Genomic DNA, 25,701 nt, shown 5'->3' with positions numbered 1-25,701 from the left:
AATATAAGCCTATTTTTCAGTACTTAGCCTTCGGCCTTGGATGTGAAAATCGAATATCAGTATAAACATCGCTGCAACGGCGAAGATCCAGAAGCTTTCATGCCACACCTTTTCCCGAGTTTCACCGATGTTTCCCGGCTTCAGGTCCTTGCGAATATGCTGACTATAAATGATATCCAAATCGAGATCGCCAGTAGTCGATCGTACGTAACGACCTTCCGTGATTCTAGCGATCTCTTCGAGGGTACCTTCATCCAAGCGCGACAGAACCATCCGACCTGACTGGTCTTTTACGTAGCCGCCGTCGCCGTCGGGGATAGGTGCACCACCTTCTGAGCCGATACCAATGGGGTAGATTCGCACACCATCACTAGCAGCATCTTGAGCGGCCTGAATTGGACCGCTCTCGTGATCTTCACCGTCCGTAATCAGAATGATCGATTTACCGACCGAGCCTTCAGTAGCACTTTCCATTAAGCTCTTATGGGCCAGGCGGATTGCATTGCCTATTGCAGACCCTGGCACAGGGATCATACTTTCACCAAGACTATCGAGGAAAAGCTCCATGGCCATATAGTCGAGGGTCAAGGGGCACTGAACGAAGCCAACACCAGCAAACTGTAGTAGACCAATCCGATCACCTTGCAACATCGAAAGCAGATCGATGATTTCTCGCCGTGCTCTCTGTAAGCGATTGGGCTTGATGTCTTCAGCGTTCATACTCTTCGATACGTCCACGACAACCATAATGTCAGCACCCTTCCGTTCAAGGGTTCGCCATTCATATCCCCAGCGAGGACGAGCCAGGGCTATACAAATGCAGGCAAACGCCAAACTTAACGCTAGACAACGGTAGAGAACCTGTCGCCTGCGTTCCAAAGACTGACTTAAGTCTTTATATCGCTGACCCAAAAAGCGAGCTAAGCGCTTCTTGCGAAACATATTCGAAAGGATGATAAGAATCGATACCAACGGGGTTAAAGTTAGCAACCACAGGTATTCAGCGTCTCCCCAAGTCATGCCACAACCCTCCATCGACTCAGTTGAAACAGCAACTCTAGTGCCAACAAGAGCAAACCAGGAATCAGAAAACTCTCGTGCTTTTCATGGTAGCGGCTAAAGTCTTTGACCTCCACACGACTCTTTTCCAGCTGGTTGATGGTTTCATAGACTTCGATCAGATTTTCCACATTTGCAGCTCGAAAGTACTGACCCCCTGTAGTTTGCGCGATCATCTTGAGAGTCGGTTCATCGAGATCACGGGATCTGCGGTCGCCAATACCAACCGTGTAGATCTTGACTCCTAAGTCTCGGGCAGCACTGGCTGCTGCCTGGGGTCCCACCTTTCCCACTGTGTCTTGACCATCAGTCAGGAGAATCACAATTTTCGACTTGGACTCCAGGTCCTTCATGCGTTTGACGCTGGTAATAATGGCTGAGCCAATGGCTGTGCCGTCGCCAGCCATCCTAAGATAGATATTATCTACAAAGCTCTTCAGGACGTCATGGTCTAAGGTCAACGGTGCCTGGGTAAAGGCGTTCTCACCGAACACCACCAAGCCCATTCGGTCGTCGATCCTTTTCTCTATAAAATTCCCCACCACAGCCTTAGCTGCTGCCAAGCGAGAAACCCACTGCCCCTGGTAAGAGATGCTTTGCTTCATACTACCAGAGGTGTCTATCGTTAATAGAATATCGAGACCTTCTCCTGACTTCCGCACTTCGTGTTCCACCTCTTGTGGTCGCGCTGCGGCGAGCAGGACCAGGATAATAGCCAGGACTCGTAGCATGAGAGGGAGTCGATGAAGGTACCGGGTCCAGGTCATCGACCGCACTTCAAAGCCACGCAGACTTGGATACTTTAGAGGTTTCACTGTAGTCCGCCGCCAGGACCAAACAAACCAAATGGCAATGGGTACCAAAAACAATAGTAAATAAGGGTATGCAAAGGTCATCAGCGCCTCCTTTGCCGTCGTTCCCGACGCTTGAATACCGCCATCAACCCATCAACAATGGATTGATTGGTTCGGAGGCTCAAGATATCAAAACCTGACTTTCGTGCTAAACCTTGAAGCCCATCAACTTTCTCCTGCCAAGCCTCTTCGATCTGACGCCAAAGATTAGGGTCTCCCGAATCAAGCACCAGCTGCTCCCCAGTTTCGCTATCTTGGATAGCAAGCAATCCGGCATCAACCCACTCTTGTTCTCGGGGATCTTCAATATCAACGCAAACCAAGTCGTGGCGTGCTGCGAGCTGCTTGAGTTTATTTTCGTAACCCTCGGTAAGAAAGTCTGAAATAAGAAAGCATAAACTGCGTCTCTTGATAACCTGTAGATAGTGACTAATGGCCTCGTCGAGTTTTGTCGCTCTTCCCTTCGGCTCGTGGCTCAGAACCGAACGAATAATATTCCAAATATGGGACCGCCCCTTCATTGGGGGAATGTACTGCTCCACATGATCCGAAAACAGGATCACTCCAACCCTATCGTTGTTCCGAATGGCTAAGAATGCCAGTACTGCAGCCAATTCAGCCGCGATCTCCACTTTACTCTTCTCTTGGGTTCCAAAAAATTGAGAGGGGCTAACGTCCACCATCAGCATCAGGGTCATCTCACGCTCTTCGCGAAAGACTTTGATGAAAGGCTGACCCATGCGCGCTGTCACATTCCAGTCGATAGCGCGAACATCGTCCCCAGGAAAGTATTCTCTAACTTCATCAAACTCCATGCCTCGACCTTTGAAAGCCGAGACATACTCACCAGCCAGGATGTTGCTCACATCGTGGCCAGCCTTTAATTGAAGAGTTTTGATTTGCTTCCGTAATTCAGGCGAGATCACAGAGCATCACTCCCGTGAGACCAGCGAACTTGTCCAGGCCAGTACATGAGCACTTCGTCGTCTTGCAAAAGCTTCTGCAGGCGATTCATAGGTTTGAGAACCTGTTTGGCTACAGGATCAGCAATGAGCATGGATTGGATTCCACCTTCCAATTCTGAAAGACATTCCATCATGCGCTCAGGCGCACCCAAGCAATCGAAAAACGAGCGAGGTTCAGGCTGATATTGCATCACCGGATAGAGTTTTTCAGGATTCAACTGGCCAAGTTCCTTCGCCATGCGGAATGCTTCCCGACGACCACCGAGGTGATCCACAAGCCCTAGTTCCAGTGCCTCTTGGCCTGTATAGACGCGGCCCTGAGCCAATTCGTGAATCTGCTCCTTGGTCTTGGCTCGCCCTTGCGCTACACGATCTAAGAAGGTTTGATAAACGTCATCGATGCTTTCACCGATAATGCGTTTGTCTTCTGCGGAGGCAGACTCGGTGAAGTTTAGATACTTGGCCCGCTCTGATTGGGTGACAACGTGAAAATGAACGCCATACTTATCGGGAACGTCTTTACCAACCAGACTCGCACCAATCACTCCGATAGACCCTGTTATCGTTTGGGCCTCAGCAAAAATCTTGCTGGCTGGTGCCGCGATATAGTAGCCGCCGGACGCCGCGACCTGCCCCATAGACACAACCACAGGCTTCACTTCATTCAGCTTCCGAACCTCTTCCCAAATCAAATCAGAGGCAAGAGCTGAACCACCAGGGCTATTCACACGGAACACGATGGCCTTCACATCCTCTTGCTTGGCAAGCCAGCGCAGTTCTTTGATCAAAGGCTTCGGCGCAATAACATTTTCCTCGCCTCTCTGAAAACTCATGCGAATTTCCCCAGAAGCTTCCACGTAGCCGACTTTATCGTCGCCATCCGCAATCCTCGGCTCATCGAGATCAGCGCTGTGAACTAGGTATGGACGCCATTTCACCAACTTGTCGGTTTTCGTAACTTCCTTCAGTTTGTCGAGAAGCGCTGTTTCATAATCCATCATATCCACAGCCCCCATGCTGAGAGCCTGAGCACTGGTAAAGCTGGATACTCGCAACCAGTTGCCGACGTCAGTTTCAGGTTTCCCACGACTTTCGCCAATGGCTTTGATGAGCGACTGCCTCAATGAAGATTCCATCGAACGGTACATTTCAAGGCTTGGTTCGCTAGGTTCAGACCGGACAAAGGGTTCCATAGCCGATTTATACTTCCCTGCTTGAAACACTTCCATTTCAACCCCAAGCTTTTCTAGTGCTGGCCCAAAATAGGTCAATTGAAATGCGGGACCCGGGATCATGAGACCACCAAGGGGAGCCAGGTTGATGACCTCCCCTGCAGACGCCAAGAAGTAAGTGAGTGTATCACCTGCATAGAGGTTCACATAAAGGGGCTTTTCCGATTTTCGAAACTCAATAAACGATCGTCTCAGCTCCTGCATTGTCGAGAAACTGGCTACAGGATTGCGCATATTCACGAAAACTCCGCGAACCCGGATATCTTCAGCGGCTCGACGCAGCATCTTCCTGAGATCGCTCAGTTGATACCCTCGCGGTCCTCCGAAAACTTCATTAAAGAATTGCGACCGTGGGTCCATACTGCGGCTTTGGATGACGCCGTCGAGTTCGATCTCGATGATGGAGTCATCAATGTCCGGTGCTGAGAGCCCGGAACCACTGGACACCTCACCCTGAAACTGGCTGATGGCAATCAGCATCACAACAGTGAGTAGGGTTGTGCTTAGCCCAATCAGGGCGAACATCCCAGTAAGGATTGAGAACGCTTTTTTAATGTAATGTTTCATCTCGCAATCATCTCCACTTCTGCCAATTTACCGTGTCAACAACACTAGGCCTTCGCTATGGCGTTATTCTAGCCGGACTTTAGCGATTTATAAACAGAATTTCCAGGCTGAAGAGTGGCCGACCCCCAGGAAAAACTCTAGGCACTCCCCAAGGGATTATGTATGTTAGAAAGGTTAAGAAACCCTTAAAAAGGAGACTTTCTTGGAAGGCATCACCACTCATGCGGATCTACCGGACAACATCGACACCAGCTTATACAACATGGTCGCCAGTGCGTTGAAGGAAAACCCAAAGACACGAGCCTTGGCGGAAGAGCAGATTTTAGCGATAGCGCAGCTCGCTGTGGTTGAAGGTAAAGTCAACGATGAACTGTGGCTCCATGATCAAATTAAGGCGGCGGAAGATGCCTCGCCCCATATCCCTGGCAGTAAAATTCTGAAGATTCCGGTCAACCAACCGGCGTCCATTGAAAACCAAGCTGACCTCGATCAGCTCGCTGAAGCCCACCAGCTTTGGATGGATTCGGTGCTTCACCCAACAAAGCCGAATCAAGGGGGTCGCGCCAATCTTCGAGGCTGCGACTTAAGGGGCTTGAGCCTAGAAGGTTTGGATCTTCGCGGCGCTAATCTACAAGGGGCCAACCTTTCTGGCTGTGCTGCAAGAGGCGTCATACTTACTACGGCAGACCTAAGAGATGCAGACCTTAGTGGCGCGCAACTCATTTCTGCCAAGCTGCGACGCTGTAAACTTGACCGAGCAAATTTTTCAGATGCGAACCTCGAAGGGGCCGACCTCCGCCGGGTTCAGGTGGATAAGACCATCTGGAAGGATGTCCACCTCGAAGGGGCTCTTTTGGACGACCCTAGCCCCATTAAGAGCTAAGGGCCCACTTTCGACACCTTGTATCTTCCCTCCAGGCATGTCAGCATATTACCCTGAATCTGTCTTTCCTGGAGGAGATCTCGCCTTTGATACATGTGGAAAAGCTCTCAAAACAATTTCAAGATGGTGGCGCTTATGCCGTTCGCGATGTGAGCTTTCATGTGGATAAAGGCCAAATTGCCTGCCTAATCGGCAGCAGTGGTTGCGGTAAGACGACCACACTCAGGATGATCAACCGCCTCCTTGAGCCTAGCTCAGGCTCTATTAGCATCAACGGTGTCGAATATCAGTCCTCAGACCCAATTGCCTGGCGTCGCGGCATGGGTTATGTGGTGCAAAGCGTAGGCTTGATGCCTCACATGACGATTCGGCAAAATATCGAAATTCTTTCCCGCGCCATGGGGAGGGAACGTTCTGAAAGACGAAAACGAAGCCGCAAGCTGATGGATATGGTAGGCCTACCGCCAGATGGCTTTTCAGATCGTTACCCCGATGAACTTAGTGGTGGTCAACAACAGCGGGTTGGCATCGCCCGAGCTTTGATGGAAGACCCTCCTGTCCTACTCATGGACGAACCTTTCGGAGCCCTTGACCCCATCATCAGATCATCCATGCATGAGGAGTTGATCCAGCTCAATCGCCAGCTTCAAAAAACAATCCTAATGGTCACCCACGATATGTCCGAAGCCTTCAAGCTAGGGAACCTTATCGCCATCATGGATCAAGGCTCTATTGTGCAGCAAGGCACCCCCCGTCAGCTAATTGATCAGCCCGTAAATGAATTTGTCGCAAACTTTTGCAGGGGAGCTGCCCTTGATCTACCTTAAAGAGATCGCTACCACAGTTTTCTTGATATTCCTGTCTACAAACAGTGTTGCTGATACAAAAACTCTGCGGGTGGGTTCAAAAAACTTTAGCGAACAACTCATTTTAGGGGAAATTTTAGCCCAAATTATAGAAGATCGCTCAGCCTACACCGTCGAACGAAAGCTCAATATGGGCAGCACCTTTCTCGCCTTCGGTGCATTAGAAAACGGTGATATCGATTTTTATGTGGAGTATACCGGTACAGGCTTTGTCACCATTTTAAAACGCACCGACTTCGGTAACCCAGACGAGGTGTTTCAAGTGGTGCAAGATGAATTCGAACGCCGTTACCAGATGGTGTGGTCGCCACCACTGGGCTTCAACAATACCTATGGGATTGCAGTGAGAGAATCTGATGAATCACTCGCCCATGTAAAGACACTATCTGACTTAGCAAAGGAAAATGATTTTATATTCGGCTCGCCACACGAGTTTTTAGAACGAAAGGATGGCTTCATTGGCCTCACTGAAGCCTATAATATGTCCATACCTCCCGAACGCCGGGTTTCGATCAATCCTGGCTTGATGTATAAAGCCATTCAGATGGGTGAAGTGGATGTGATTACTGGCTTCACCACTGATGCCCGGATCGCAAAGTATAATCTTAGAATTTTGGAAGACGATCGGCAGTTTTTCCCTCCCTACTATGCATCGATCTTGGTCAAACGGGAGACCCTCAACCGACACCCGATTATCCAAGACTTATTCAATATACTCGCTGACCAAATCAGCGCTGAAGAGATGATGACCCTCAATGGTTTGGTGGACGAAAAGAAACTGGACCCTGCTGAAGTAGCTCGGCGCTTTCTCCTTGAAAAAGGCATAATCGATGACGGAAAGCTGGATCGCGACACAAATATCGAAGATTCGGAGCGACTGGGTTGGCCAGCCTACCTCTGGGCAAAACGCCCTTATATCACTGAGATTATCTTGGAACATATTTGGATTTCAGGGGTCGCCATCGGTTTGGCTAGCCTTCTTGCGGTTCCCATAGGGATCTTACTGACCAGGAAAGAGACTTGGAGCGGGCCGATATTTTCTGTGACCAATGTCATCCAAACGATTCCAAGCCTCGCACTCTTCGGTTTTTTACTCCCCATAATGGGGATCGGCTTGAAGCCTGCTATATTCGCGTTATTTTTATATTCTTTACTTCCCATTCTGCGAAACACCTATCTCGGAATAAGGGGAGTTGATCCTGTTCTGAAAGAGGTAGCTCGGGGGATTGGACTAACCAACCGCCACATTTTGACGATGATTGAAATACCTTTAGCCCTGCCCGTAATCATTGGTGGCATCCGCACTGCTGCTGTGATAGTGATTGGGACGGCGACCTTAGCGGATCTAATTGGCGCTGGTGGATTGGGAAATCCGATTTTTCGTGGAATACAAAGTGTTGATAACCGATTGATTATGTTGGGAGCTGTGCCCTCCGCGGCCCTAGCCTTGATGGTTGATCGAGGCTTGTTTTATCTGGAGCGTAGACTCACCCCTTCTCAAAAGTGACTGTGAGTTGTTGGTTTAAAGACGACAAACCTACCGTAAAGACAAGACAAAGGTGCTATTTCGATATCTCTCAAGCGAAGAGTTTCGACGTTGAGCTGACTTCGACTATGTTTTCATAAAATTTCCATCCAGCTGTTCAATCCATTTACAAAGCCAAGCATCGCTAGGAGCGAGAAATATATAGCCTAGACGTGGCACAGTAGATGCATCGGCTATGGCAGAAATCTCTATGTAACCAAACTGAAATTTGAGGATGAAAATGAAACTAACTGCTATTACAGCCCTATTTCTACTTACGCTAACTGCTTGTGGTGACGACAACGATCCAGTTGAAGCTACAACAAGCTCAGCACCACAGGAGTGCTTGAGTTTGGATAACCCGGCTAAAATTGAAATCCCTGCAGAGACTTGTCCTGCTGGTTATACCCTTTCAGGCACCAATTTTGACGGTCCTGCTGGACGACAGCTCATTGTTTGTCACCTAAACGGTGCTCCAGCAATTTGCTTAGACCAGTAAATGGAATAAGAAGGAGCGGCTCTAAGCTCCTTCTGCCCTCTGTCCAGCCTGCCGCGTTTGTTCATCCAAATTTGCTTTCAACCATCAATGATAAGACTTACTGTTTTAACATCAAATTCGAGGCTATATCCCACAACTTTTGTTGCCTCTTTAGCCTTAGGTAAAGATATCGGCTAATTCGTAAGCTTACGAGAAGCCATATGTTCCAGATAAGCCACTAACACCTCGATATCTTGATCACTCCAAGTGTTTTCAGCGACCCATCTCATTTTCATGTCCGACCACTCCCGCACCGAAGCGGGATTCTTGATAAACTTTCTTAGTGCCGCCGGCTTGAAATATTCCGTTGGATTCATCGGTAAATTCAAATCCGGACCCATGGTGGATGGGCCTTCGCCATTGAGGGTGTGACACTGCATACAACGCTTTTGATAGACCTGAAACCCTTGCATGATGGGGCTGCCTGCCTCTAGGCCATGAGCAGGGTTCAACTTGGCAAATGGCAAAGCGCTCCCTTTGATGAGTTCAAGGCCCTTGAGCTGATAAGGCCAAAACTCAGGGGGAATGTTCGACTTCTTTGGTTCCTTCCAAACGAGGTAATAGGGCCCTGCTGTTACCTTGTCCTTGTTATTTTTCTTCGGTAAAGGCGGCCAAGGATTGTCTGGGTCCTCAATGGCAAGATAGGCCTCAGAACGACTTGGATCCTGACTAAGCAGTAGCTTAGGATCGAGAAACCCTGAGTACCCATCGAGACAATGAAACTTAAGGCGATCCTGATCCTTGATTGCAAGAGACTTTAATAGCTCCCGAGCAGGCACCACCCGCACTGATAGCTCTTGGCCTGGATAGTTCAACAGAGGTAAGGACACGGTCTCTGCTTTAGGGTGCTGCCAAAGATCTTGATAGCTGTAGCCTTGCCCCCCACCTTCACTTTGGATCGAGAAGTCGGCGGCCTGTGCCACCCAGCTCATACTGATTAAAAGACAAAGAAAGCATATTCGCTTCAATTTGGTATCCTCACTTCAGCTCTTTTATGAAGTCTGCTGTTGCAGTTGTTCAGCAACAGTTGCGATAAGACTGCTCTACTTCAATTGGCTTCAAAGCAAAAAATGAATTCTGAATCTCCCGGCCGACAATATTCAAGTTATATTGAAAGGTATCGATAAATTCATGCAAGCCATTATTAACGATAAAGTCAATATCATTTGTCTGAAAACTTCTCAACAGCTTTTCAAGTTCCAACGCAGCCGGAGGCGTTTCTGGCATTTTTTGCTGGATCATGTTCATCGAATGCTGAGCCATCAAGGTGCAGCAATAAAGGGATCGAGGAAATTTAGGATCAAAGATCAAAAAGTCAGCGACGTCATGATGAAAGATTTTATGAAATCGCTTGCGATACATTTCAAAGGCACTGGCAGATTTCAGTAAAGCACTCCAAAATAGGCTATCATATGGAGTATTCACATCATCTAACTTTGGCAGAAGGATAAAGTACTTCACATCCAATATCCGAGCTGTTTTATCAGCTCTTTCTAGAAGTCGACCTAGCTTTCCAAAGTGCCACCCTTCACCGTGAGACATGGTTGTTTCCGCCAGCCCAACATAGAGATGGCTGGCATTTTTCACGCTGGAATAGAAATCATGGAGGCTTCGCACCGTCTTTTTTCGGCTGTGTTTTTCAACCATGAGATAAAACTGATTGAGATGCTCCCACATCTCCGAAGATATCGTATCTTGAATCGTCCGACCGTTTTCGCGGGCTGCGTGAAGACAGGATATGATGGAGTTAGGGTTTTCTTCATCAAAAGTTAGAAAGCGAATGACATTCTCTTCGCTCGCCACACCGTAACGCTTAAAAAAATCTTCGTCATCACCTGATGTGGTCACAAGGGGTTCCCACTGCTGTTGCGGGCTTTCCCCGGGATAATCGAGCATGAGGTGCAAGTTCACATGAAGAAACCGAGCAACATTTTCAGCACGCTCGACATAGCGATTCATCCAGTATATTGATTCCGCAACCCGGCTTAGCATTATCCTTGCCCTCCAAAGCTCTCAGAAAGTATCCAAGTATCCTTACTCCCCCCTCCTTGTGATGAATTCACCACCAGAGACCCCGGCTTTAATGCAACCCGGGTTAACCCACCTGGGATCACATGGATCGACTTTCCATAAAGAATATAAGGCCTCAAATCCACATGGCGGCCGCTAAAGCCCTGACCATCCAAGATGGGAGCCCGTGACAGCTGAATGGTAGGCTGGGCGATATAGGTCCTTGGATTTTTTTTGATCAATTCCTTGAAACGATCTTGCTCCGCTTTGGTCGACTTAGGACCGATAAGCATTCCATAACCACCAGACAAATTAACAGGCTTCACCACAAGCTGGTGAATGTTATCCAACACATGCTGACGTTGCTTCTCATCAGAGCATATATAGGTAGGCACGATCGGGATTATAGGATCTTCACCAAGGTAGTATTTAATAATTTGCGGAGTGTAAGCATAGATAGCTTTGTCATCAGCCACACCAGTGCCCACTGCATTGGCGAGGGCTACTTGGCCATTGCGATAGGCTTGCATCAGACCTGGAACACCCAACATGGAATCGGGACGAAACTCTTTTGGATCCAGAAAATCATCATCGACACGGCGATAAATAACATCCACGGGTTCAAAGCCAGTTGTGGTTCGCAGCACGACCTTACCACCTTGGATGGTCAAGTCTCGCCCTTCAACCAACTGAATTCCCATTTGCTGTGCAAGGAACGCATGCTCAAAATACGCTGAGTTAAAGACACCTGGAGATAGTAGAACCACTACTGGATCATCCCGATAGCTGCATAAGCTTTGCAGTGTTTCCAAAAGCTTTTCAGGATAATCATGGACAGGCAGAACGTTCATAGCTTTGAAAGCTTTGGGAAAGGTTTGTTTCAAAACCTCTCGATTTTCCAAAACATATGATACACCTGAGGGGCAGCGCAAATTATCTTCAAGAACAAAGAACTGCCCCTCCTGATTGCGGATAAGATCGGTGCCGGTGACGTGAATCCAAACTCCATTAGGTGGCTTCATCCCAACACTTTCCTTGCGATAGGACTCAGCACTTAAAATCACTTCCTTAGGGATCACACCATCTTTGAGGATCTTGCAGTCATTGTAGATATCATCGATAAATAGGTTGAGCGCGTGAATTCGCTGCATCAAGCCTTTTTCAAGTATCGACCATTCTTCATGCTGTATCACTCTGGGAATGATATCGAAGGGGAAAATTTTCTCCTTACCTTTGCGACTGCCATAAACATTAAACGTTATACCCGCTTGCAGAAGGTGCATCTCTGCCGCCTTCTGTCGCTTTTTTAAATCTCCGGTGGGTAAGGCATTGATTTGGTCGATGATCGGTTTGCTGCCAGGCCTCGGACTTCCATTTTCCTGGAAGAGTTCATCGTAGAACTGATCGAGTTGGTGGTTATCAAATCGCATGGCATTGGCCTCTGCTATAAATTTTTTCGATGATCCAGGGCCGACCTTAGCAGATCCGTTTTAAGATTGCCAAGGCCGAAACGTTTTAAGAATCCTCGGTTTGCTCTACTCGAACCTCAACTTTGAGGGTTTCGCCCCCACCACCTTTAAAAATCGTGCCGCCGGTGGGAGTTGCATCTAGGTAATTACGCCCACAGGCCACACGAATGTGGTCTTGGGCGGCAGTTGCCCCGTTGGTCGGATCGAAGCCCCGCCAGCCAGTGTAGGGTAGATAAACTTCAGCCCAAGCATGAGAGGCATCTGCCTGCTCCAATCGTTCCTCATAAGCGCCACCAGTGAAAATATAGCCAACACGATAGCGCGCAGGAATACTAAGCAAGCGGCAGAGACAGATAAATAGATTAGCAAAGTCCTGACAGACTCCCTTGCGACTGACAAAGACATCAAAGGGTGTGGTTAGATTGGTCGTCGAGCCACTGACATACTTAAAGTCTTTGAAGATCCTTCGATTCATATCATTGAGTGTTTCTAAAAGATTATAATCGTTGCGCTCGACAAAACTCATCGCAAAGTCCGTTAACTCGCGAAGCTGGGTTTCCGGCAGCTCTGGAGGCAGCAGGTAAGGCGACATCATTTGCCGTTGCCAGGGCACCACACCAGGGGTATTGATACGCGGCGCATCGAGGAGCTGAAGTCGTCGATGGAGCGCGCATAAATCTTGATTTTACTTTCACTAATAAACGATAGTTCATCGTATGGGCCGTCGAGGCGAAGGTGAATCGATTGATTACCAAAAACATCTTCGTATGAAAGCTGATCCCCCGGAACCGTAACCTCTAGCGTTGATTGAACGACTTCCTGAACTTCATCTTCTACAGGATGAAGGCGAATGATATGGGAACTTTGCTCGACAGCTTTTTTATAGCGGTAGTTTGTGATGTGCCGGATGCGATAGGAACGATACGTCAAAGGCTTACCATCAAGAGTTCGCGTGATTGATTTCACATTGATGATCTTTGGCATTCGAGTCGACGAGCTGGGATCCAGCGTCATCAAAGACTCCAGCGGCTCAGAGCTAACGCTGCTGTGATGAGGCGAATCCTGACCTGTCCCTTGATGGTTCTCTTGGTTTGGAGAATTGTCAGTGGTGATGTATTGAATGGCACCAAGTCTGACAACCACCAGTTGCCCTGGTGCGACTTCCTCCCAATCTCCCTGGGGAAAATTGGTAGAGCTTGCCATCACCAAGGTGCGATTGGTATCAGTGGGCCGATCGAGGAGGATGTGAACTTCTGTAGAATGATACTTCAGCTCGTCATGGGGTGGGCAAACCCTGGTGTAAAAAAGTTTATCCTCGAACACTTGGCCGTGGTAAAGCACCGTATGGCGCGTGTCTGAGATTGCAATGTTGATCGTACCAAACTCTTCAAGTTCTTGGAGCCAAGATCGGAGCGTTTCCCAAGGGGCATCACTCAGGGTTAGATATTGGTGTTGAGCCATTTTTCCCAAGATATAGCAAAAGATCAACTCGGAATCGGTATCCCCCATCGGCAGAAGAAACTGAGAGTTGTCTGCCATGACTTTTTCTTGAAGAGAGCCACGATCTAGCTCGCCGTTATGCATAAATAGCCAGTCGCGTCCTCCATAGGTTCTGCTAAACGGCTGGGTATTTTGATGGGTGTAACGCTTCGCACCACCACGAACCTTGCATAAAAATGTGGTCGAGCTAAAGTTATCCCAATTGCTCAAGGTACTCGCCAGGTCGGTAGCGTCTTTAGACGATGAGTCTTTGACAATGGATGCTGCTGGTCCATCGTGAGGATACCATGCAACCCCCCAACCGGATCGTTTTGCGTGAGGTACATCACGAAGGTTTTCCAAAAAAATAGACGGAGAGCTTAAACTGTCAAAACTCATCACCAGAAAATCACTCATGGTCCACCTTACATACTTGCTAAGAACGATGCATCAACCCGCCATGGGTCACGCTAAATTCTGCTTTCAAAAAATCCGTTTATGTTAATTTGGCCCCAATTCGTCCAATCTTGCAAGGTAGGTTCTCATGGGTATGATCGTCGCTCTGCAGCATACAACCTCTTATCAGTACGACAGGCTTATTAGTCTAGGGCCACAGGTCGTTCGACTAAAACCAGCGCCTCACTGCCGCACGCCGGTTCACTCATATTCGCTGAAGATAACACCCAACAAGCATTTTCTCAATTGGCAGCAAGATCCTTTTGGCAATTATTTAGCAAGGGCGGTTTTCCCTGAAAAGGTTAAGCAGCTACACGTAGAGGTTGGGCTCACCGCTGAAATCCGGGTATTTAATCCATTCGACTTCTTCCTTGAAGATTCTGCCAAGCACTTTCCCTTTTCCTATGATACAGCTCTAAAGGCTGAGTTAACCCCTTACTTAGAGATTAAGGAGGCTGGGCCCCTTCTCAAAAAGTTTGTCAACTCGATCAAAATTAATCGGGAGGCACCATCAATAGACTTCCTCATCGATATCAATCAACGGCTTGAAAAAGAGCTGAGCTATCTGATTCGTATGGAGCCTGGGGTACAGACCTGCGAACAAACTTTATCTTTAAAAAGTGGGTCTTGCCGAGACATGGCTTGGCTATTGTGTCAGGTCCTTCGACACCTGGGATTGGCGACCCGCTTCTGTTCCGGATATTTGATTCAACTGATAGCTGATGTCAAGAGCCTCGATGGCCCATCAGGCACCACCGAAGATTTTACAGATCTTCATGCCTGGACCGAGGTCTTTTTGCCAGGAGCTGGTTGGGTCGGTTTCGATCCGACTTCAGGATTACTCACAGGGGAGGGGCACCTGCCTCTATGCTGCACGCCGAACCCTAGTAGCGCAGCGCCTATAAGTGGAGCCTTAGATCCATGCGAAGCTACCATGGAACATCACATGAAGGTGACACGGATTCACGAAGACCCGCGCATCACGAAACCCTATTCAGAGCAGCAGTGGCGGGCCATCGACCAGCTTGGAAGGCAGATCGATCAGGACCTTATGAACCAAGATGTCAGACTTACCATGGGTGGCGAGCCGACTTTTGTTTCGATTGATGATCGAGAAAGCAGCGAATGGCAGCTCGAAGCTCTAGGTCCGCAGAAAAAAGCACTGAGCCAGACCCTATTCAAGCGCTTGCAAGGGATCTATGGCAAGCATGGCTTGGTTCATCATGGGCAGGGCAAGTGGTATCCTGGAGAGATTCTACCCCGCTGGTCCATGAACTGCTATTGGCGCAAAGACGGCCAAGCTATGTGGCAAGACGCAAGCCTCATGAGTGGCGAAGCTGCGGACAAGGCCCAAACACACAAAGATGCTCTACGGTTTGCTAGTCACTGGCCAAGCACTTGGCCGTGCCCTCAGAGGGGATTTTGCCTGCATATGAAGACACACCTTACTACCTTTGGAAGGAAGGCCAGCTTCCCATCGAAGGGGATATTCTAAAAGCCAGCCTCTACGAGGCGACGGAAAGGCGACGGCTGCAATCGCTTCTTTACAAAGGTCTGGATACACCAGCGGGATACGTTTTACCCATCAAGTACTCCTTCTCTAGGGAGCAGTGGATTACCAATCGTTGGCAATTTAGAACCGAACACTTGTTGCTCAATGCCGGTGACTCACCAATTGGCCTACGTCTACCAACTCAAAACCTACCATTTGTCAGCATTGATCAGATCGATGCCGACCCAACACCCACCCCTTTAGCTCCCTTGGAAGAGCTTGATTCGTGGGACAAACTTGCGAAGGCTGCCAAGAAACGCCGTGAGCAGTCACAAAAAGATTCCAAGTACTCCTATTTCGAATCTGATCCTGTAGGCAAAGTGAGAACAGCCCTTTGCCTGGAAGTTCGCGATGGTGTACTTTATGTTTTCCTTCCGCCTATAAGCTTAATCGAGCCTTTTTTGGATCAAATTTGCTCATTGGAATTGGTAGCTCAAGAAACATCCACTAGAATTTGCATCGAAGGCTATCCACCACCTCACGATCTTCGCATTGATTCCTTTAAAATCACCCCAGATCCGGGCGTCATTGAAGTGAATGTGCCACCTAGCAAAACCTGGGTTGAATTGAGCCAATTAACAAGCCATGTCTATGAGCAGGCCCGCCTTAGTCGGTTGACTGCTGAAAAATTCCTTATCGATGGCCAGAGGGTTGGTACGGGTGGTGGTAATCACATCGTCCTCGGAGGAGAAACTCCTGCGGACAGCCCTTTTCTTAGGCGGCCCGATCTGCTTCGAAGCCTTCTAACTTTTTGGCAAAACCACCCAAGCCTGTCATACCTTTTCTCATCGCTCTTTATCGGCCCCACAAGCCAGGCACCACGGATTGATGAAGCTCGCCACGATTCACTTTACGAACTAGAGTTAGCTTTCTCTAATATGCCACCAGCAAATGAGACCATGCCCTACTGGCTGATCGATCGCGTGTTCCGCAATATCTTAGTGGATATGACAGGCAACACCCATCGCACGGAATTCTGCATCGACAAACTCTTCACTCCTGATAGTGAAACGGGTCGGCTGGGATTAGTAGAGATGCGTGGCTTTGAGATGCCACCTCATCCTCAGATGAGCTTGGTCCAGGCTCTCTTCATACGAGCTTGTATCGCTAAGTTCTGGCAAAAGCCTTGTGTAGAAAAACTTGTCCGTTGGCATAACCAACTCCACGATCGTTTCATGCTGCCTTACTATGTGTGGAGTGATTTTGAGGATGTCGTCGCCCAAATCAACCGTGACGGCTATCCCATTCAGCTCGATTGGTTCCGCGCTCACTTCGAGTTCCGATTTCCGATCATTGGACAAATAAACGTGCAAGGCATTCACATTGAGTTCCGTGTTGCGCTGGAGCCATGGCATGTGTTGGGGGAAGAGTCATATCAAGGCACCGTTAGCCGCGCCGTTGACTCATCAGTACAGCGATTGCAGGTTATGGTATCAGGAGATATGAGGCCTCATCACGTTTTAAGCTGTAATCGAAAAGAAGTTCCTTTGCAGCGTTGTAATGAGGAGGGAACGTACGTTGCCGGCGTCCGCTATAAAGCATGGAGGCCGCCGCATGGCTTACACCCCACAGTACCCGTACACACGCCCTTAGTTTTCGATCTCGTGGATTCTCGCTGTCAGCAGTCTTTGGGTTCCTGCACCATCCATGCAGCCCACCCTGGAGGTCGCAACTATGATACCTTGCCGGTCAATGAGAACGAGGCGGAAGGTCGGCGTCTAGCACGGTTTCAAGCTATGGGACAGCATGTGGGCGAGATTTTCGTTGAACCGAAGATCTCAAGGCCAGAGTTTCCTTGCACTCTTGATTTGCGATTTTCATAGATTCAAATTGAGGCCAACGGGGCCCTTTACTGAGGCCCGTCACACAGAGTTTTTTAAAAAATTTATTCGAGAGAGTAAGGTTCACAGAAACGAGATTCGTTACACCCAGAAAGAATTCCCCAAGAAAAATTCGACTGTTCCCATGGTATGCTTCATGCACAAATCCCGTAGAGCATAAGCCACATCACATGAGCTTAATAACTTGAACTGAACAGACATAGTACACTGACTGGGAGGACTACAGCATGGCACAATTGGGAGCCTATCCATTTGCTAAACGAGCGTTTGAAGCTAGCATTCAATTTCTTTCTGCGAGTAAGAATCGCACGATCTCTTTGGGTCGCTACTTAATTGCTCTACCAAGATTCATGAAAATTTCAGCTGGCACCATCAGCTTTGCAACCTTTGTTGCTGCTGCGGTTGCAACATCGATTTTTCTTGCACCTGACTTGAAGGATATCGAGCGGTCCACGAACCTCGACCAGCAGTTCACAGCCCTTAAGGCTAAGGACAACAGCGTCAACTAGAGATGATCGAGCTGTTTCGATGCATATTGGGGGAGTCCTAAAAACTCCTCCCAGTATCCCATCCGGCAATCTTGTAATCCTGAAGCCTCGCAACCCTATCTTAAGCTAAATCTAAATTATACCGATGAACTCCTCGCAACCATCCCCATAGAGGACCAAATTTTGGCTGCTTCCGCTAAAGAAGTCTGGCGAAAAAAGACCGTTGAAGAGGTGAAACTTGAGACCAAGTCACTTCTTGATACCATTGTGGCCAATGAAGGCCTCGATGCAAAGCTTGACTTTATTATGAATGAAATTAAAGAGTTAGATCTTGCTCTCGACCCCATGAGTTTTCTCAAACGCTTTATCCTCATCATTTCCGCCTTGTTCCACCATATGCGATTTGGGGGTCTGAACCGCAAACAGATTGTAGACCTCACCGACATGGCCTATGCGATTCTTCGGGTGAGCGGTATCAAGCCAGGCAAATCTCAGGTTAGCTTTCTTTATGGGGAGCTTCACCTTGTTCTATCAGAGATTCACTTATCGAATGGTGAATTTCTGGAAGCTTTGTGGGAACAGCAAATAAGCGCCAACCTTTCCAATGATACCCCAGAGATGATTGCTACCAGAGAGCTAGGAATGGGCATTTATTCCCTTCGCCTCGGTCACTCACACCTCGCAAATGCATACTTCGATAAAGCTGAGTCTGACTCGGAAAGCCAACAAACAATCATGAAGAGTCAGCTGAACCGAGTTCGTTCTCTGCGATTGGCTAGCCGACGCGATGCAGCCCTGAAGCTTTGCGATCAATACATGGCTCAGCTTGATGACAACTCTCCCTATCGCACGGAACTTATTTGGGAAAAGACCTGCCTTGAGATGATTGCCTCTGAGAACCCACTAGGGCTTACGAAACTTTGCAAGAGAGGGCAGCCTCATTACCACACCAGCTATCTCCTAGAGTGCTTTCTGTGGTTGAGATGCTTACCAAGCACTCAGTGGTTTAATAAACTCCCGAAATTGAGCTCTCTTGCCCAGTATAAAGAGGTGAGGCTAAAGCACTACCCCATCCTTTATGCGGTTTGCCAAGCAGTGGAGGCAGCATATGATAAGGAAATACCGATCAGCAGCAGGCTGGGAACCCTGAAGAAAGTTCTTCCTAAACTTCGCTCCATTCGAAATATCGATAAGGAGCTACTGGCCTGGCTTGCCGTGACCCGCTGGCTTCACCGAAATCGATATAAAGATCTCGCAGCATTAACCTTTCATGAGTACCTTTCCCTCAGCAACCGCCTGTCTCTGAATCAAAGCCAAGATGCCCTTGGGGTGGCTAGCGACCTTACAAAAATCGACTGGGTCCAGAAACTATAGAGGCGCACTCCCACTCATAGCTCTCTAATTTAACTAATCTATCGAATCGGATTAAAGTTTTGACATAAAATATCCGATACCTAATGCGGACCAAAACACACTGAGTTAGAGGTAGAGATGTTACGACAAATAAGTTTGCTCTTCCTACTACTAATCACGTCCTGTGATAATGGTAGTGGCAGTCTCCAGGGAGACGGCGATAGAAATCAAGCCATTAATGCTACAGCAGCCACCTCTAACAAGGCCGATAGGCCATCTGAGCAAGGTGCTGGCCTCCCCGGATATTCAATATTCTGCTCCATCAATGACATGCGTGACACCGAGGTTGATGTCGGTTGCCACTTAACCGACGGTGCTGATAAACGAGCCGCAACTCCAGAGAACGCTTGGGCCTTCTATGAAGTTCAAGTCGCTCCAGAGTTCAGTACGGTATCAGTGAGCAAGAAACTTCCCGAGAACCGTCGTTACTGGGACATCTTATTTACTTATAGCGGCGCAGAAGACGCAAACACCATTCGCCAGGCCATCAACAACTCAACCTTTGTCTACGAATACGTGAACGAAGTGAGTGAGCTAGATGCCCTAGTCACCACCGCCTTTGTAGAAGAGATTCCTCTTCCTACTCAGGATTGCTCCACTGGGGAAACCTTGGATGGGATCTGCTACTTCAAGACCAGCACATCATGTGCCTATACTTGTGGTCAAGTTAACTCAACACCCCATATCAATACCTTGAACGTCATTGGCAGTATGCAGCCTAGTAATATCAACACCTGTGGTATGCTATATCGTAAGATCAACGGTGATAACACTTTACAGGTAGAGACCGTGGACACTGGCTTTGGTCTTGGCTGTTATAAGTGGGGTAGCAAGATCTATTGGGATCAAACCCCGACTAATACCACTTGGTTTCCACCGCTCGGCGGCGACCTTCTCTGTGCCTGCGACACCCAAACCCTATAGAATCGAACTGCCCAAGGTGGCTTTTTAGCGAAAAGTCACCTAAAATGTAACTTGGGCAATAGAGATTCTGAGGGCATCATGGATTATCGCACGTTGAGTCTTATTATTCCTTCGATTCTTTGGTGTGCTTGCCAAACCAATCCACTCCAAAAAGCTTGGATTCCACAGAGCCCAGTTGTCTCAAGCAAGCACTATGAATGCCTGGAGTTCATTCAACCCTATACTAAAGGCCAGGTGCTGGCCTTTTCATACGAGAGCCATCAATTGGGTGTGCGTTACCACTATGCAATCAAGGCAACTTCGAATACTGACTCAACTTCACCGAAATTTTTGCTCCAAGACGAATTCGGTAATACCTTTACAATAAGACCCCAAGAGACAGATAGCTGCAATAGGAATAGCTATCAGTACTGCCTCAGCTATCGCCTGCCAGTCGATGATCGACCGATTCGAAGAATACGGGTTTTATGGCAGGATGAGGCTCTTCAATTTATAGATCAAGATTTCCCAGCCAGAGATCTAAAGGTCGAGGTCTCTCCACTATTATCTGACAGAGATGTCGTTGCTGATGACATAATTCAAAGGTTTGCAAAGCTGGAAGAAGATAGCAGGAACAACTTGGTTACAGCAAACATCAAGCGGCAGGCTGAAATCCATAAGGAAGTCTGCGGGTACTAAGCGTAGACCTTCGAAAACATTCCTTCAGAATACTTACTTCCTCCACTACCTAGCTCTTAGTTTCAGAGAATATAATAATTACGCACCACAGAGACATTTGGAGGACATCAGAGTGACCCTTCGTAGCTTATACTCAAGCCTATTCTTTCTTTCCGCTTTACTATCTTCAAGCCTACTTGCCAAATCAGTTAGTATGGTGACCCTGGAATGGGAACCTTTCTACGGACCCAAACTGAAAAACAAAGGGGTTATTACAGAGATCGTTCAAGAGGCATTTGAAAGAGCAGGTCATCAAGCATCCATTCAATTTCTGCCTTGGAAACGAGCCCTGGCCATGGGTGAGAAAGGGGAAGCCGACGTTGTCATGGGTGCGTACTACTCTAAGGAGCGAGCTGACAAGTTCCACATTAGCTCTCCCCTCTACGATATCAATATTCGAATCATCGGACAGAAAAAAACAGGGATTACACGGTACAATAGCCTAAAAGAACTCAAGAAGTATAAAATTGGAATATCAAGAGGGTTTGCTAATGGCGATGAATTCGACGCAGCGACTTACCTCCAGAAGCAGGTGGCTAAGTCACCGGAATTGAATATTAAAAAGTTAATCAACGGTCGTCTTGACTTTGTTGTTATGGCTGAAGGTATTTTTAGCTACGAACTAGCAAGATACGAAGCGAGTCACCCAGTAAAGGGAGAATTTGTCTTCCTTGATCCCATTCTTTCCGCCAACAAGCTCTATATTCTGGCGAGCAAGAAATTAACCAATAGCAAGAAACTCATTGATGCCTTCAACTTAGGGCTGAAAAAAATTATGGACGATGGCACATACCGAAAAATTTTGATCTCACATGGGTTTTCACATCAGGCTTGAGTTCAAGTCTAAAGTCCAACTATACCCAGGAGACCGTTTCATCTTCCTGGTTTTCAAAACACCTTAATCCAATTTAGCTAAGGACTGTTGACCTTTCTCAAGGAAGTTCGTAAGGTTTGTCAAAACCCATCGTATCGAGGTGACAGATGAAACTTACGCTATTTTCGATTCTACTGGGGCTTGCGACAATCACATGGTCGAAGCCAAAGCCATGTAGTAAGCCCAACCATCAAGCATTTAACTTCTGGCTGGGAACTTGGGATGTCCGCACTGCGAATGGCAAAGAAGCCGGTCTGAATGAGATCACTCGAGTGAACGAGTGTTTGATTCTTGAGTCCTGGACAGGGAAAAAAGGCCTTAAAGGCTCTAGTATGAATTACTACGACCCCCAATTGCAGCAGTGGGTTCAGCACTGGGTCAGTGCTGATGGTACTATCATCCACTTAAAGGGCGAAGCGAAGGAGCAAGGCATAGCCATGGAAGGCACCATATATTATGCCAAAACCAAAAAGACCTTCCCATTTCGCGGTGAGTGGCAACAACTCAAAGACAAGCGAGTCCGACAATATTTTAGCCAGCAAGACCCGAAAACCATGAAATGGGTGACTTGGTTTGAAGGGTTCTATAAGAAACGTGCTGGCAAGACCCCATGAAATTTATAGTTCCATAGATATTTTTTGAGCGACATCTCTTTGGTTCTGCAAAATCTCCGCTATGGATCCTGCGAACAGCTCCATATCAAAGGGTTTCTGAAAGTGAGTGTTGATACCAAGTTTCGTCGCAAAGGAATCAAACCCTTTCGGGTAGGCTCCTGTGATCACAATAATGGGAATGTCAGGAGCCTCCTTGCTAACCATTTCAATCAGCTGGAAGCCATTCAAGCCTTTCACCATGATATCTGTGATGAGCATATCAAATTTTTGATTTTTGAAAATCCGAATAGCGTCAAAACCATTGCAAACATCGATGACTGCCACACCGATTGGTTCCAATGCATCTTTGAGAATATTTTTAAGATCAGGGTCATCCTCCATCAACAGGATTTTTGGAATCTTTAATTGCGATTGTTCAATGACCTGATTCACCAACCGCGAGATATCAGCCAAGTCTTGCTCTTTAGAAAAGAATTCATCACAGCCCCAGGTGCGATAGCGCGTGAGATCTTCTGGTAAGTCACAATCGAAAATCCCCACAATGGGAATGTGACTCAGACGATTATTGTCCCTTAGATTCTGAACGAACTGCTTGCCGCTTTCCTCTTCCAACGACTTGATATCCACCAGCACAGCATCGGGAACGAATGTTCTCATGATATGAAAAGACTCCTGAAAGCCATAGGCCTTTGCTACTTTCATACCTTGTTTGCTGAATGACTGAGCAATAAATTCGTCATTGCAATGATGGTCTTTAACACAGAGAATCTTTTTCAAGGCATGCCTCCTTTCCTCTAGGTTTCGGCTCTGATTGAAATTCTTCCAAGGAAAATTTCTTAAATAAATTCAGCCTTTTTCGTAATACTGCCGGCTCCTAGACTAGAGGCTTTGGCCTAAATTCATCAGTTTTCAAGCTCAATTTTTCCCCTTATTTACAATAACTTATACTTCCCAGCCGGAGCTTTCGAAAAAGTGGCCTACCGATTTTCGCCTTTTTGTTATATAAGAATCGTCTGAAACATATGGGAAGACTGGAATCCATGGAAATCAACGTACGTTTTTTAGACAATCTCCGCCTCGAAGCAAGTTTTGATGACTTCACCATCACAACCGATCAGCCAATCCGCTACAAGGGTGACGGCACGGCACCTAGTCCGTTTGACTATTTTTTAGCCTCGTCTGCACTTTGCGCTGCCTACTTTGTGAAGGTCTACTGTAAGGCGCGAGACATCCCAACTGATGACATTCGAATCTCGCAAAATAATACGATCGACCCTGAAAATCGCTACAACCAGATATTCAGTATTAAGGTAGAGCTTCCTGCTGACCTTCCCGAGAAACACCGCGAGGGTATTCTCAAAGCGATGGATCGCTGTACGGTAAAAAAGGTGATTCAAACTGGCCCCGATTTTCAAATTGAATCGGTGGATACTCTGGGTCAAGATGCGGGTCTTCTGTATTCCCACGGTGAATCGTCGAACTCCAAAACCATGATTCTTGGCAAAGATGCTCCCTTAGAAGAAACCATCCAAGCCATGACCAATGCCCTGGCTCAGCTGGGCATCAAAATTGAGATTGCTTCGTGGCGTAATATCGTCCCCCATGTCTGGTCGGTTCATATCCGCGACGCAACATCGCCGCTTTGCTTCACCAACGGCAAGGGCTCCACTAAGGAAAGTGCCTTGGCATCGGCACTAGGTGAGTACCTTGAGCGTATTAGCTGTAATTACTTCTACAACGACTTTTACCTAGGTGAAGACATTGCCTCCCGATCCTTCGTCCACTACCCTAATGAGAAGTGGTTTGACTCTGAGCCCGATGCTCCTATTCCCGATGGCCTCATGGATGACACCATGCTGTCAATATATAACCCCGAAGGTGAACTCTTAGCTGGCCACCTTCTCGATACCAATTCAGGGCTTATTGAGCGAGGAATCTGTGCCCAGCCGTTTATCAGGCAATCGGACCAAGAAACAGTATATGTGCCGGTTGGCTTGGTTGGTAACCTTTACGTTAGCAATGGTATGAGTGCCGGCAACAGTCTCCACGAAGCTCGTGTTCAATGCTTATCAGAGATTTTCGAGCGAGCCGTAAAAAAACAAATCTTAGAAGACGAACTTGCGCTCCCCGATGTTCCAGCATCCGTTTTAGCCAGATACCCTTCAATTGAGGCAGGAATTAAGTCATTAGAGGAACGCGGATTTCCGTTACTGGTGAAGGATGCATCCCTAGGGGGTCGTTTCCCAGTGATGTGTGTCACCCTCATGAATCCTAAGACGGGCGGTGTCTATGCTTCTTTCGGAGCTCATCCAAAATTTGAAGTAGCTTTAGAGCGTAGTTTAACGGAGCTCTTGCAAGGCAGGAGCTTTGAGGGTCTCAACGACATGCCTGCACCGACATTCAACAGCCTTGCGGTGACAGAACCCAATAACTTCGTTGAACACTTTGTTGATTCTACCGGTGTGGTTTCTTGGAAGTTTTTCAGCAGCAAAAGCGATTATGATTTCTCTGATTGGAACATCGAGGGTAATACCAAAGAAGAGCATGATTATCTGCTCGATATCCTTAAATCTATGGAAAAAGAAGTCTATATTGCAGACTACCAAGATCTCGGTGCCCATGCCTGCCGCATTCTAGTCCCTGGCTATTCAGAAATCTATCCCGTTGAGGACTTGATCTGGGACAATACCAACAAGGCTCTTTATTTTCGCTCTGATATCTTAAATATCCATGAGCAAGACGACGAGGATCTTGAGGATCTGCTCGAACGATTCGAAGAAAGTGAACAAGATAACTACACTCTCATTTCGGAGTTAATTGGAATAGCTTTTGATGAAAACAGTGTGTGGGGCCAGCTTAATATTGGTGAGTTGAAAATCATGATCCATCTTGCCTTACAAAACCTTGATCAAGCCAAGGAGTTAGTGGAAGAGCTACTGACATTTAATGAACTCCACCAAAGCCGCCGCTTATACTATCAGGCAATCCAAACTGTTCTAGCCATTAGCCTCGATGAGAGCATCGAGCTGGACAACTACACAGAAAACCTCAAGCGGATGTTTGGCAAAGAGGAAATGGATCAGGTAATTGCGGTTATTCAAGGACAGATGCGCTTTCACGGGTTAACGCCTACTGATGATAGGTTGTCGGGCTTGGACAAGCATCAGCGACTCATCGAGTCCTATGAAAAGCTTCATAAAGCTCGCCAGGAACGAATGTAGTAGGGTCTCAAAAACTAAGAAGAGAGGCTGCAAAAACAGTCTCTCATTTAGGGCCCAAAATGAATGCCAATACTCCCTACCCCGCTGCCACTACCTGTAGGCAGAATCATGTGACAAGCCTCAAAATTCTTCTCAGACGATTATCAGTTAAGTA

The 25,701-nt window shown here is 47.5% G+C and carries 21 protein-coding genes and 1 pseudogene; 12 read left to right on the top strand and 10 right to left on the bottom strand.

Features of this window, described 5'->3' with window-relative positions; genetic code table 11:
- Positions 1 to 9 precede the first annotated feature (9 nt).
- Genes B9N89_RS12015 through sppA form a run of 4 tightly spaced genes read right to left on the bottom strand, consistent with a single transcriptional unit; the run spans position 10 to position 4,677 of the window.
- Positions 10 to 1,020: a vWA domain-containing protein gene (locus B9N89_RS12015; RefSeq protein ID WP_159455321.1), complete on the bottom strand. Its 1,011-nt coding sequence runs from the start codon at positions 1,018 to 1,020 to the stop codon at positions 10 to 12.
- Positions 1,017 to 1,955: a vWA domain-containing protein gene (locus B9N89_RS12010; protein WP_132319063.1), complete on the bottom strand. Its 939-nt coding sequence runs from the start codon at positions 1,953 to 1,955 to the stop codon at positions 1,017 to 1,019. Before B9N89_RS12010 ends, B9N89_RS12015 begins: the two co-directional genes overlap by 4 nt.
- Complete coding sequence (locus B9N89_RS12005; RefSeq protein ID WP_132319065.1) at positions 1,955 to 2,839, bottom strand: DUF58 domain-containing protein; 885 nt, start codon at positions 2,837 to 2,839, stop codon at positions 1,955 to 1,957. Before B9N89_RS12005 ends, B9N89_RS12010 begins: the two co-directional genes overlap by 1 nt.
- Entirely contained in the window at positions 2,836 to 4,677 is a 1,842-nt protein-coding gene (sppA, locus tag B9N89_RS12000; protein WP_132319067.1) for a signal peptide peptidase SppA, read from the bottom strand. The genes B9N89_RS12005 and sppA overlap by 4 nt, the downstream gene beginning before the upstream one ends.
- Positions 4,678 to 4,879: 202 nt before the next feature.
- Here sppA and B9N89_RS11995 point away from each other — a divergent pair, with 202 nt between their 5' ends.
- The 4 genes from B9N89_RS11995 (at position 4,880) to B9N89_RS11980 (ending at position 8,450) form a co-directional block, all read left to right on the top strand.
- The gene (locus B9N89_RS11995; protein WP_132319069.1) at positions 4,880 to 5,560 is read left to right on the top strand and encodes a pentapeptide repeat-containing protein; all 681 of its coding nucleotides are present in this window, start codon (positions 4,880 to 4,882) and stop codon (positions 5,558 to 5,560) included.
- 95 nt (positions 5,561 to 5,655) lie between these two features.
- Positions 5,656 to 6,387 carry an ATP-binding cassette domain-containing protein gene (locus B9N89_RS11990; RefSeq protein WP_234996101.1) on the top strand — a complete coding sequence of 244 codons (732 nt, stop codon included), beginning with the start codon at positions 5,656 to 5,658 and terminating at the stop codon, positions 6,385 to 6,387.
- On the top strand, positions 6,374 to 7,933 hold the full coding sequence (locus tag B9N89_RS31880) for a glycine betaine ABC transporter substrate-binding protein (RefSeq protein WP_234996097.1): 1,560 nt from the start codon (positions 6,374 to 6,376) through the stop codon (positions 7,931 to 7,933). Before B9N89_RS11990 ends, B9N89_RS31880 begins: the two co-directional genes overlap by 14 nt.
- A 253-nt stretch (positions 7,934 to 8,186) precedes the next feature.
- A complete protein-coding gene (locus tag B9N89_RS11980; protein WP_159455319.1) occupies positions 8,187 to 8,450 on the top strand; it encodes a hypothetical protein in 264 nt (87 codons plus the stop codon).
- A 173-nt stretch (positions 8,451 to 8,623) separates the two neighbouring features.
- Here B9N89_RS11980 and B9N89_RS11975 read toward each other — a convergent pair whose 3' ends face one another.
- The 5 genes from B9N89_RS11975 to B9N89_RS11955 form a co-directional block, all read right to left on the bottom strand.
- Positions 8,624 to 9,457 (bottom strand): c-type cytochrome, encoded by an 834-nt coding sequence (locus tag B9N89_RS11975; protein WP_143478174.1) that lies wholly within the window; start codon positions 9,455 to 9,457, stop codon positions 8,624 to 8,626.
- Between the two features lie 49 nt (positions 9,458 to 9,506).
- Positions 9,507 to 10,481, bottom strand: coding sequence for an alpha-E domain-containing protein (locus B9N89_RS11970; RefSeq protein ID WP_132319079.1), 975 nt, complete (start codon positions 10,479 to 10,481; stop codon positions 9,507 to 9,509).
- Complete coding sequence (locus B9N89_RS11965) at positions 10,481 to 11,929, bottom strand: circularly permuted type 2 ATP-grasp protein (RefSeq protein ID WP_132319081.1); 1,449 nt, start codon at positions 11,927 to 11,929, stop codon at positions 10,481 to 10,483. The genes B9N89_RS11970 and B9N89_RS11965 overlap by 1 nt, the downstream gene beginning before the upstream one ends.
- Before the next feature lie 85 nt (positions 11,930 to 12,014).
- Positions 12,015 to 12,563, bottom strand: a complete 549-nt coding sequence (locus tag B9N89_RS11960) for a transglutaminase-like domain-containing protein (protein ID WP_132319083.1) — start codon at positions 12,561 to 12,563, stop codon at positions 12,015 to 12,017.
- Positions 12,560 to 13,864, bottom strand: a complete 1,305-nt coding sequence (locus B9N89_RS11955) for a class II glutamine amidotransferase (protein ID WP_132319085.1) — start codon at positions 13,862 to 13,864, stop codon at positions 12,560 to 12,562. The genes B9N89_RS11960 and B9N89_RS11955 overlap by 4 nt, the downstream gene beginning before the upstream one ends.
- 127 nt (positions 13,865 to 13,991) lie before the next feature.
- Here B9N89_RS11955 and B9N89_RS31875 point away from each other — a divergent pair.
- The 7 genes and pseudogenes from B9N89_RS31875 to B9N89_RS11920 all read left to right on the top strand — a co-directional run bounded on the left by B9N89_RS31875 (position 13,992) and on the right by B9N89_RS11920 (position 22,326).
- Positions 13,992 to 17,278: pseudogene (locus B9N89_RS31875) on the top strand (transglutaminase family protein).
- Between the two features lie 245 nt (positions 17,279 to 17,523).
- Positions 17,524 to 17,805: a hypothetical protein gene (locus B9N89_RS11945; RefSeq protein ID WP_132319087.1), complete on the top strand. Its 282-nt coding sequence runs from the start codon at positions 17,524 to 17,526 to the stop codon at positions 17,803 to 17,805.
- A gap of 162 nt (positions 17,806 to 17,967) precedes the next feature.
- Positions 17,968 to 19,158 (top strand): hypothetical protein, encoded by a 1,191-nt coding sequence (locus tag B9N89_RS11940; RefSeq protein ID WP_132319089.1) that lies wholly within the window; start codon positions 17,968 to 17,970, stop codon positions 19,156 to 19,158.
- 117 nt (positions 19,159 to 19,275) lie between these two features.
- Positions 19,276 to 20,121 (top strand): hypothetical protein, encoded by an 846-nt coding sequence (locus B9N89_RS11935; RefSeq protein WP_132319091.1) that lies wholly within the window; start codon positions 19,276 to 19,278, stop codon positions 20,119 to 20,121.
- Between the two features lie 78 nt (positions 20,122 to 20,199).
- Positions 20,200 to 20,799, top strand: a complete 600-nt coding sequence (locus B9N89_RS11930; protein ID WP_132319093.1) for a hypothetical protein — start codon at positions 20,200 to 20,202, stop codon at positions 20,797 to 20,799.
- 112 nt (positions 20,800 to 20,911) lie between these two features.
- On the top strand, positions 20,912 to 21,673 hold the full coding sequence (locus B9N89_RS11925) for a substrate-binding periplasmic protein (protein ID WP_132319095.1): 762 nt from the start codon (positions 20,912 to 20,914) through the stop codon (positions 21,671 to 21,673).
- A gap of 146 nt (positions 21,674 to 21,819) precedes the next feature.
- On the top strand, positions 21,820 to 22,326 hold the full coding sequence (locus B9N89_RS11920) for a hypothetical protein (RefSeq protein WP_132319097.1): 507 nt from the start codon (positions 21,820 to 21,822) through the stop codon (positions 22,324 to 22,326).
- Between the two features lie 3 nt (positions 22,327 to 22,329).
- On the opposite strand, the gene B9N89_RS11915 is transcribed toward B9N89_RS11920, so the two are convergent.
- The gene (locus tag B9N89_RS11915) at positions 22,330 to 23,103 is read right to left on the bottom strand and encodes a response regulator (RefSeq protein WP_132319099.1); all 774 of its coding nucleotides are present in this window, start codon (positions 23,101 to 23,103) and stop codon (positions 22,330 to 22,332) included.
- Positions 23,104 to 23,366: 263 nt separating this feature from the next.
- Between B9N89_RS11915 and B9N89_RS11910 the strand changes: the two genes are divergently transcribed.
- The gene (locus B9N89_RS11910; RefSeq protein WP_132319101.1) at positions 23,367 to 25,547 is read left to right on the top strand and encodes an OsmC domain/YcaO domain-containing protein; all 2,181 of its coding nucleotides are present in this window, start codon (positions 23,367 to 23,369) and stop codon (positions 25,545 to 25,547) included.
- Positions 25,548 to 25,701: the final 154 nt, after the last annotated feature.

Source organism: Pseudobacteriovorax antillogorgiicola, from assembly GCF_900177345.1.
GTDB lineage: Bacteria > Bdellovibrionota_B > Oligoflexia > Oligoflexales > Oligoflexaceae > Pseudobacteriovorax > Pseudobacteriovorax antillogorgiicola.
Note: the sequence above shows the minus strand (reverse complement) of the source record. Positions and strands in the feature narration are given on the sequence as shown.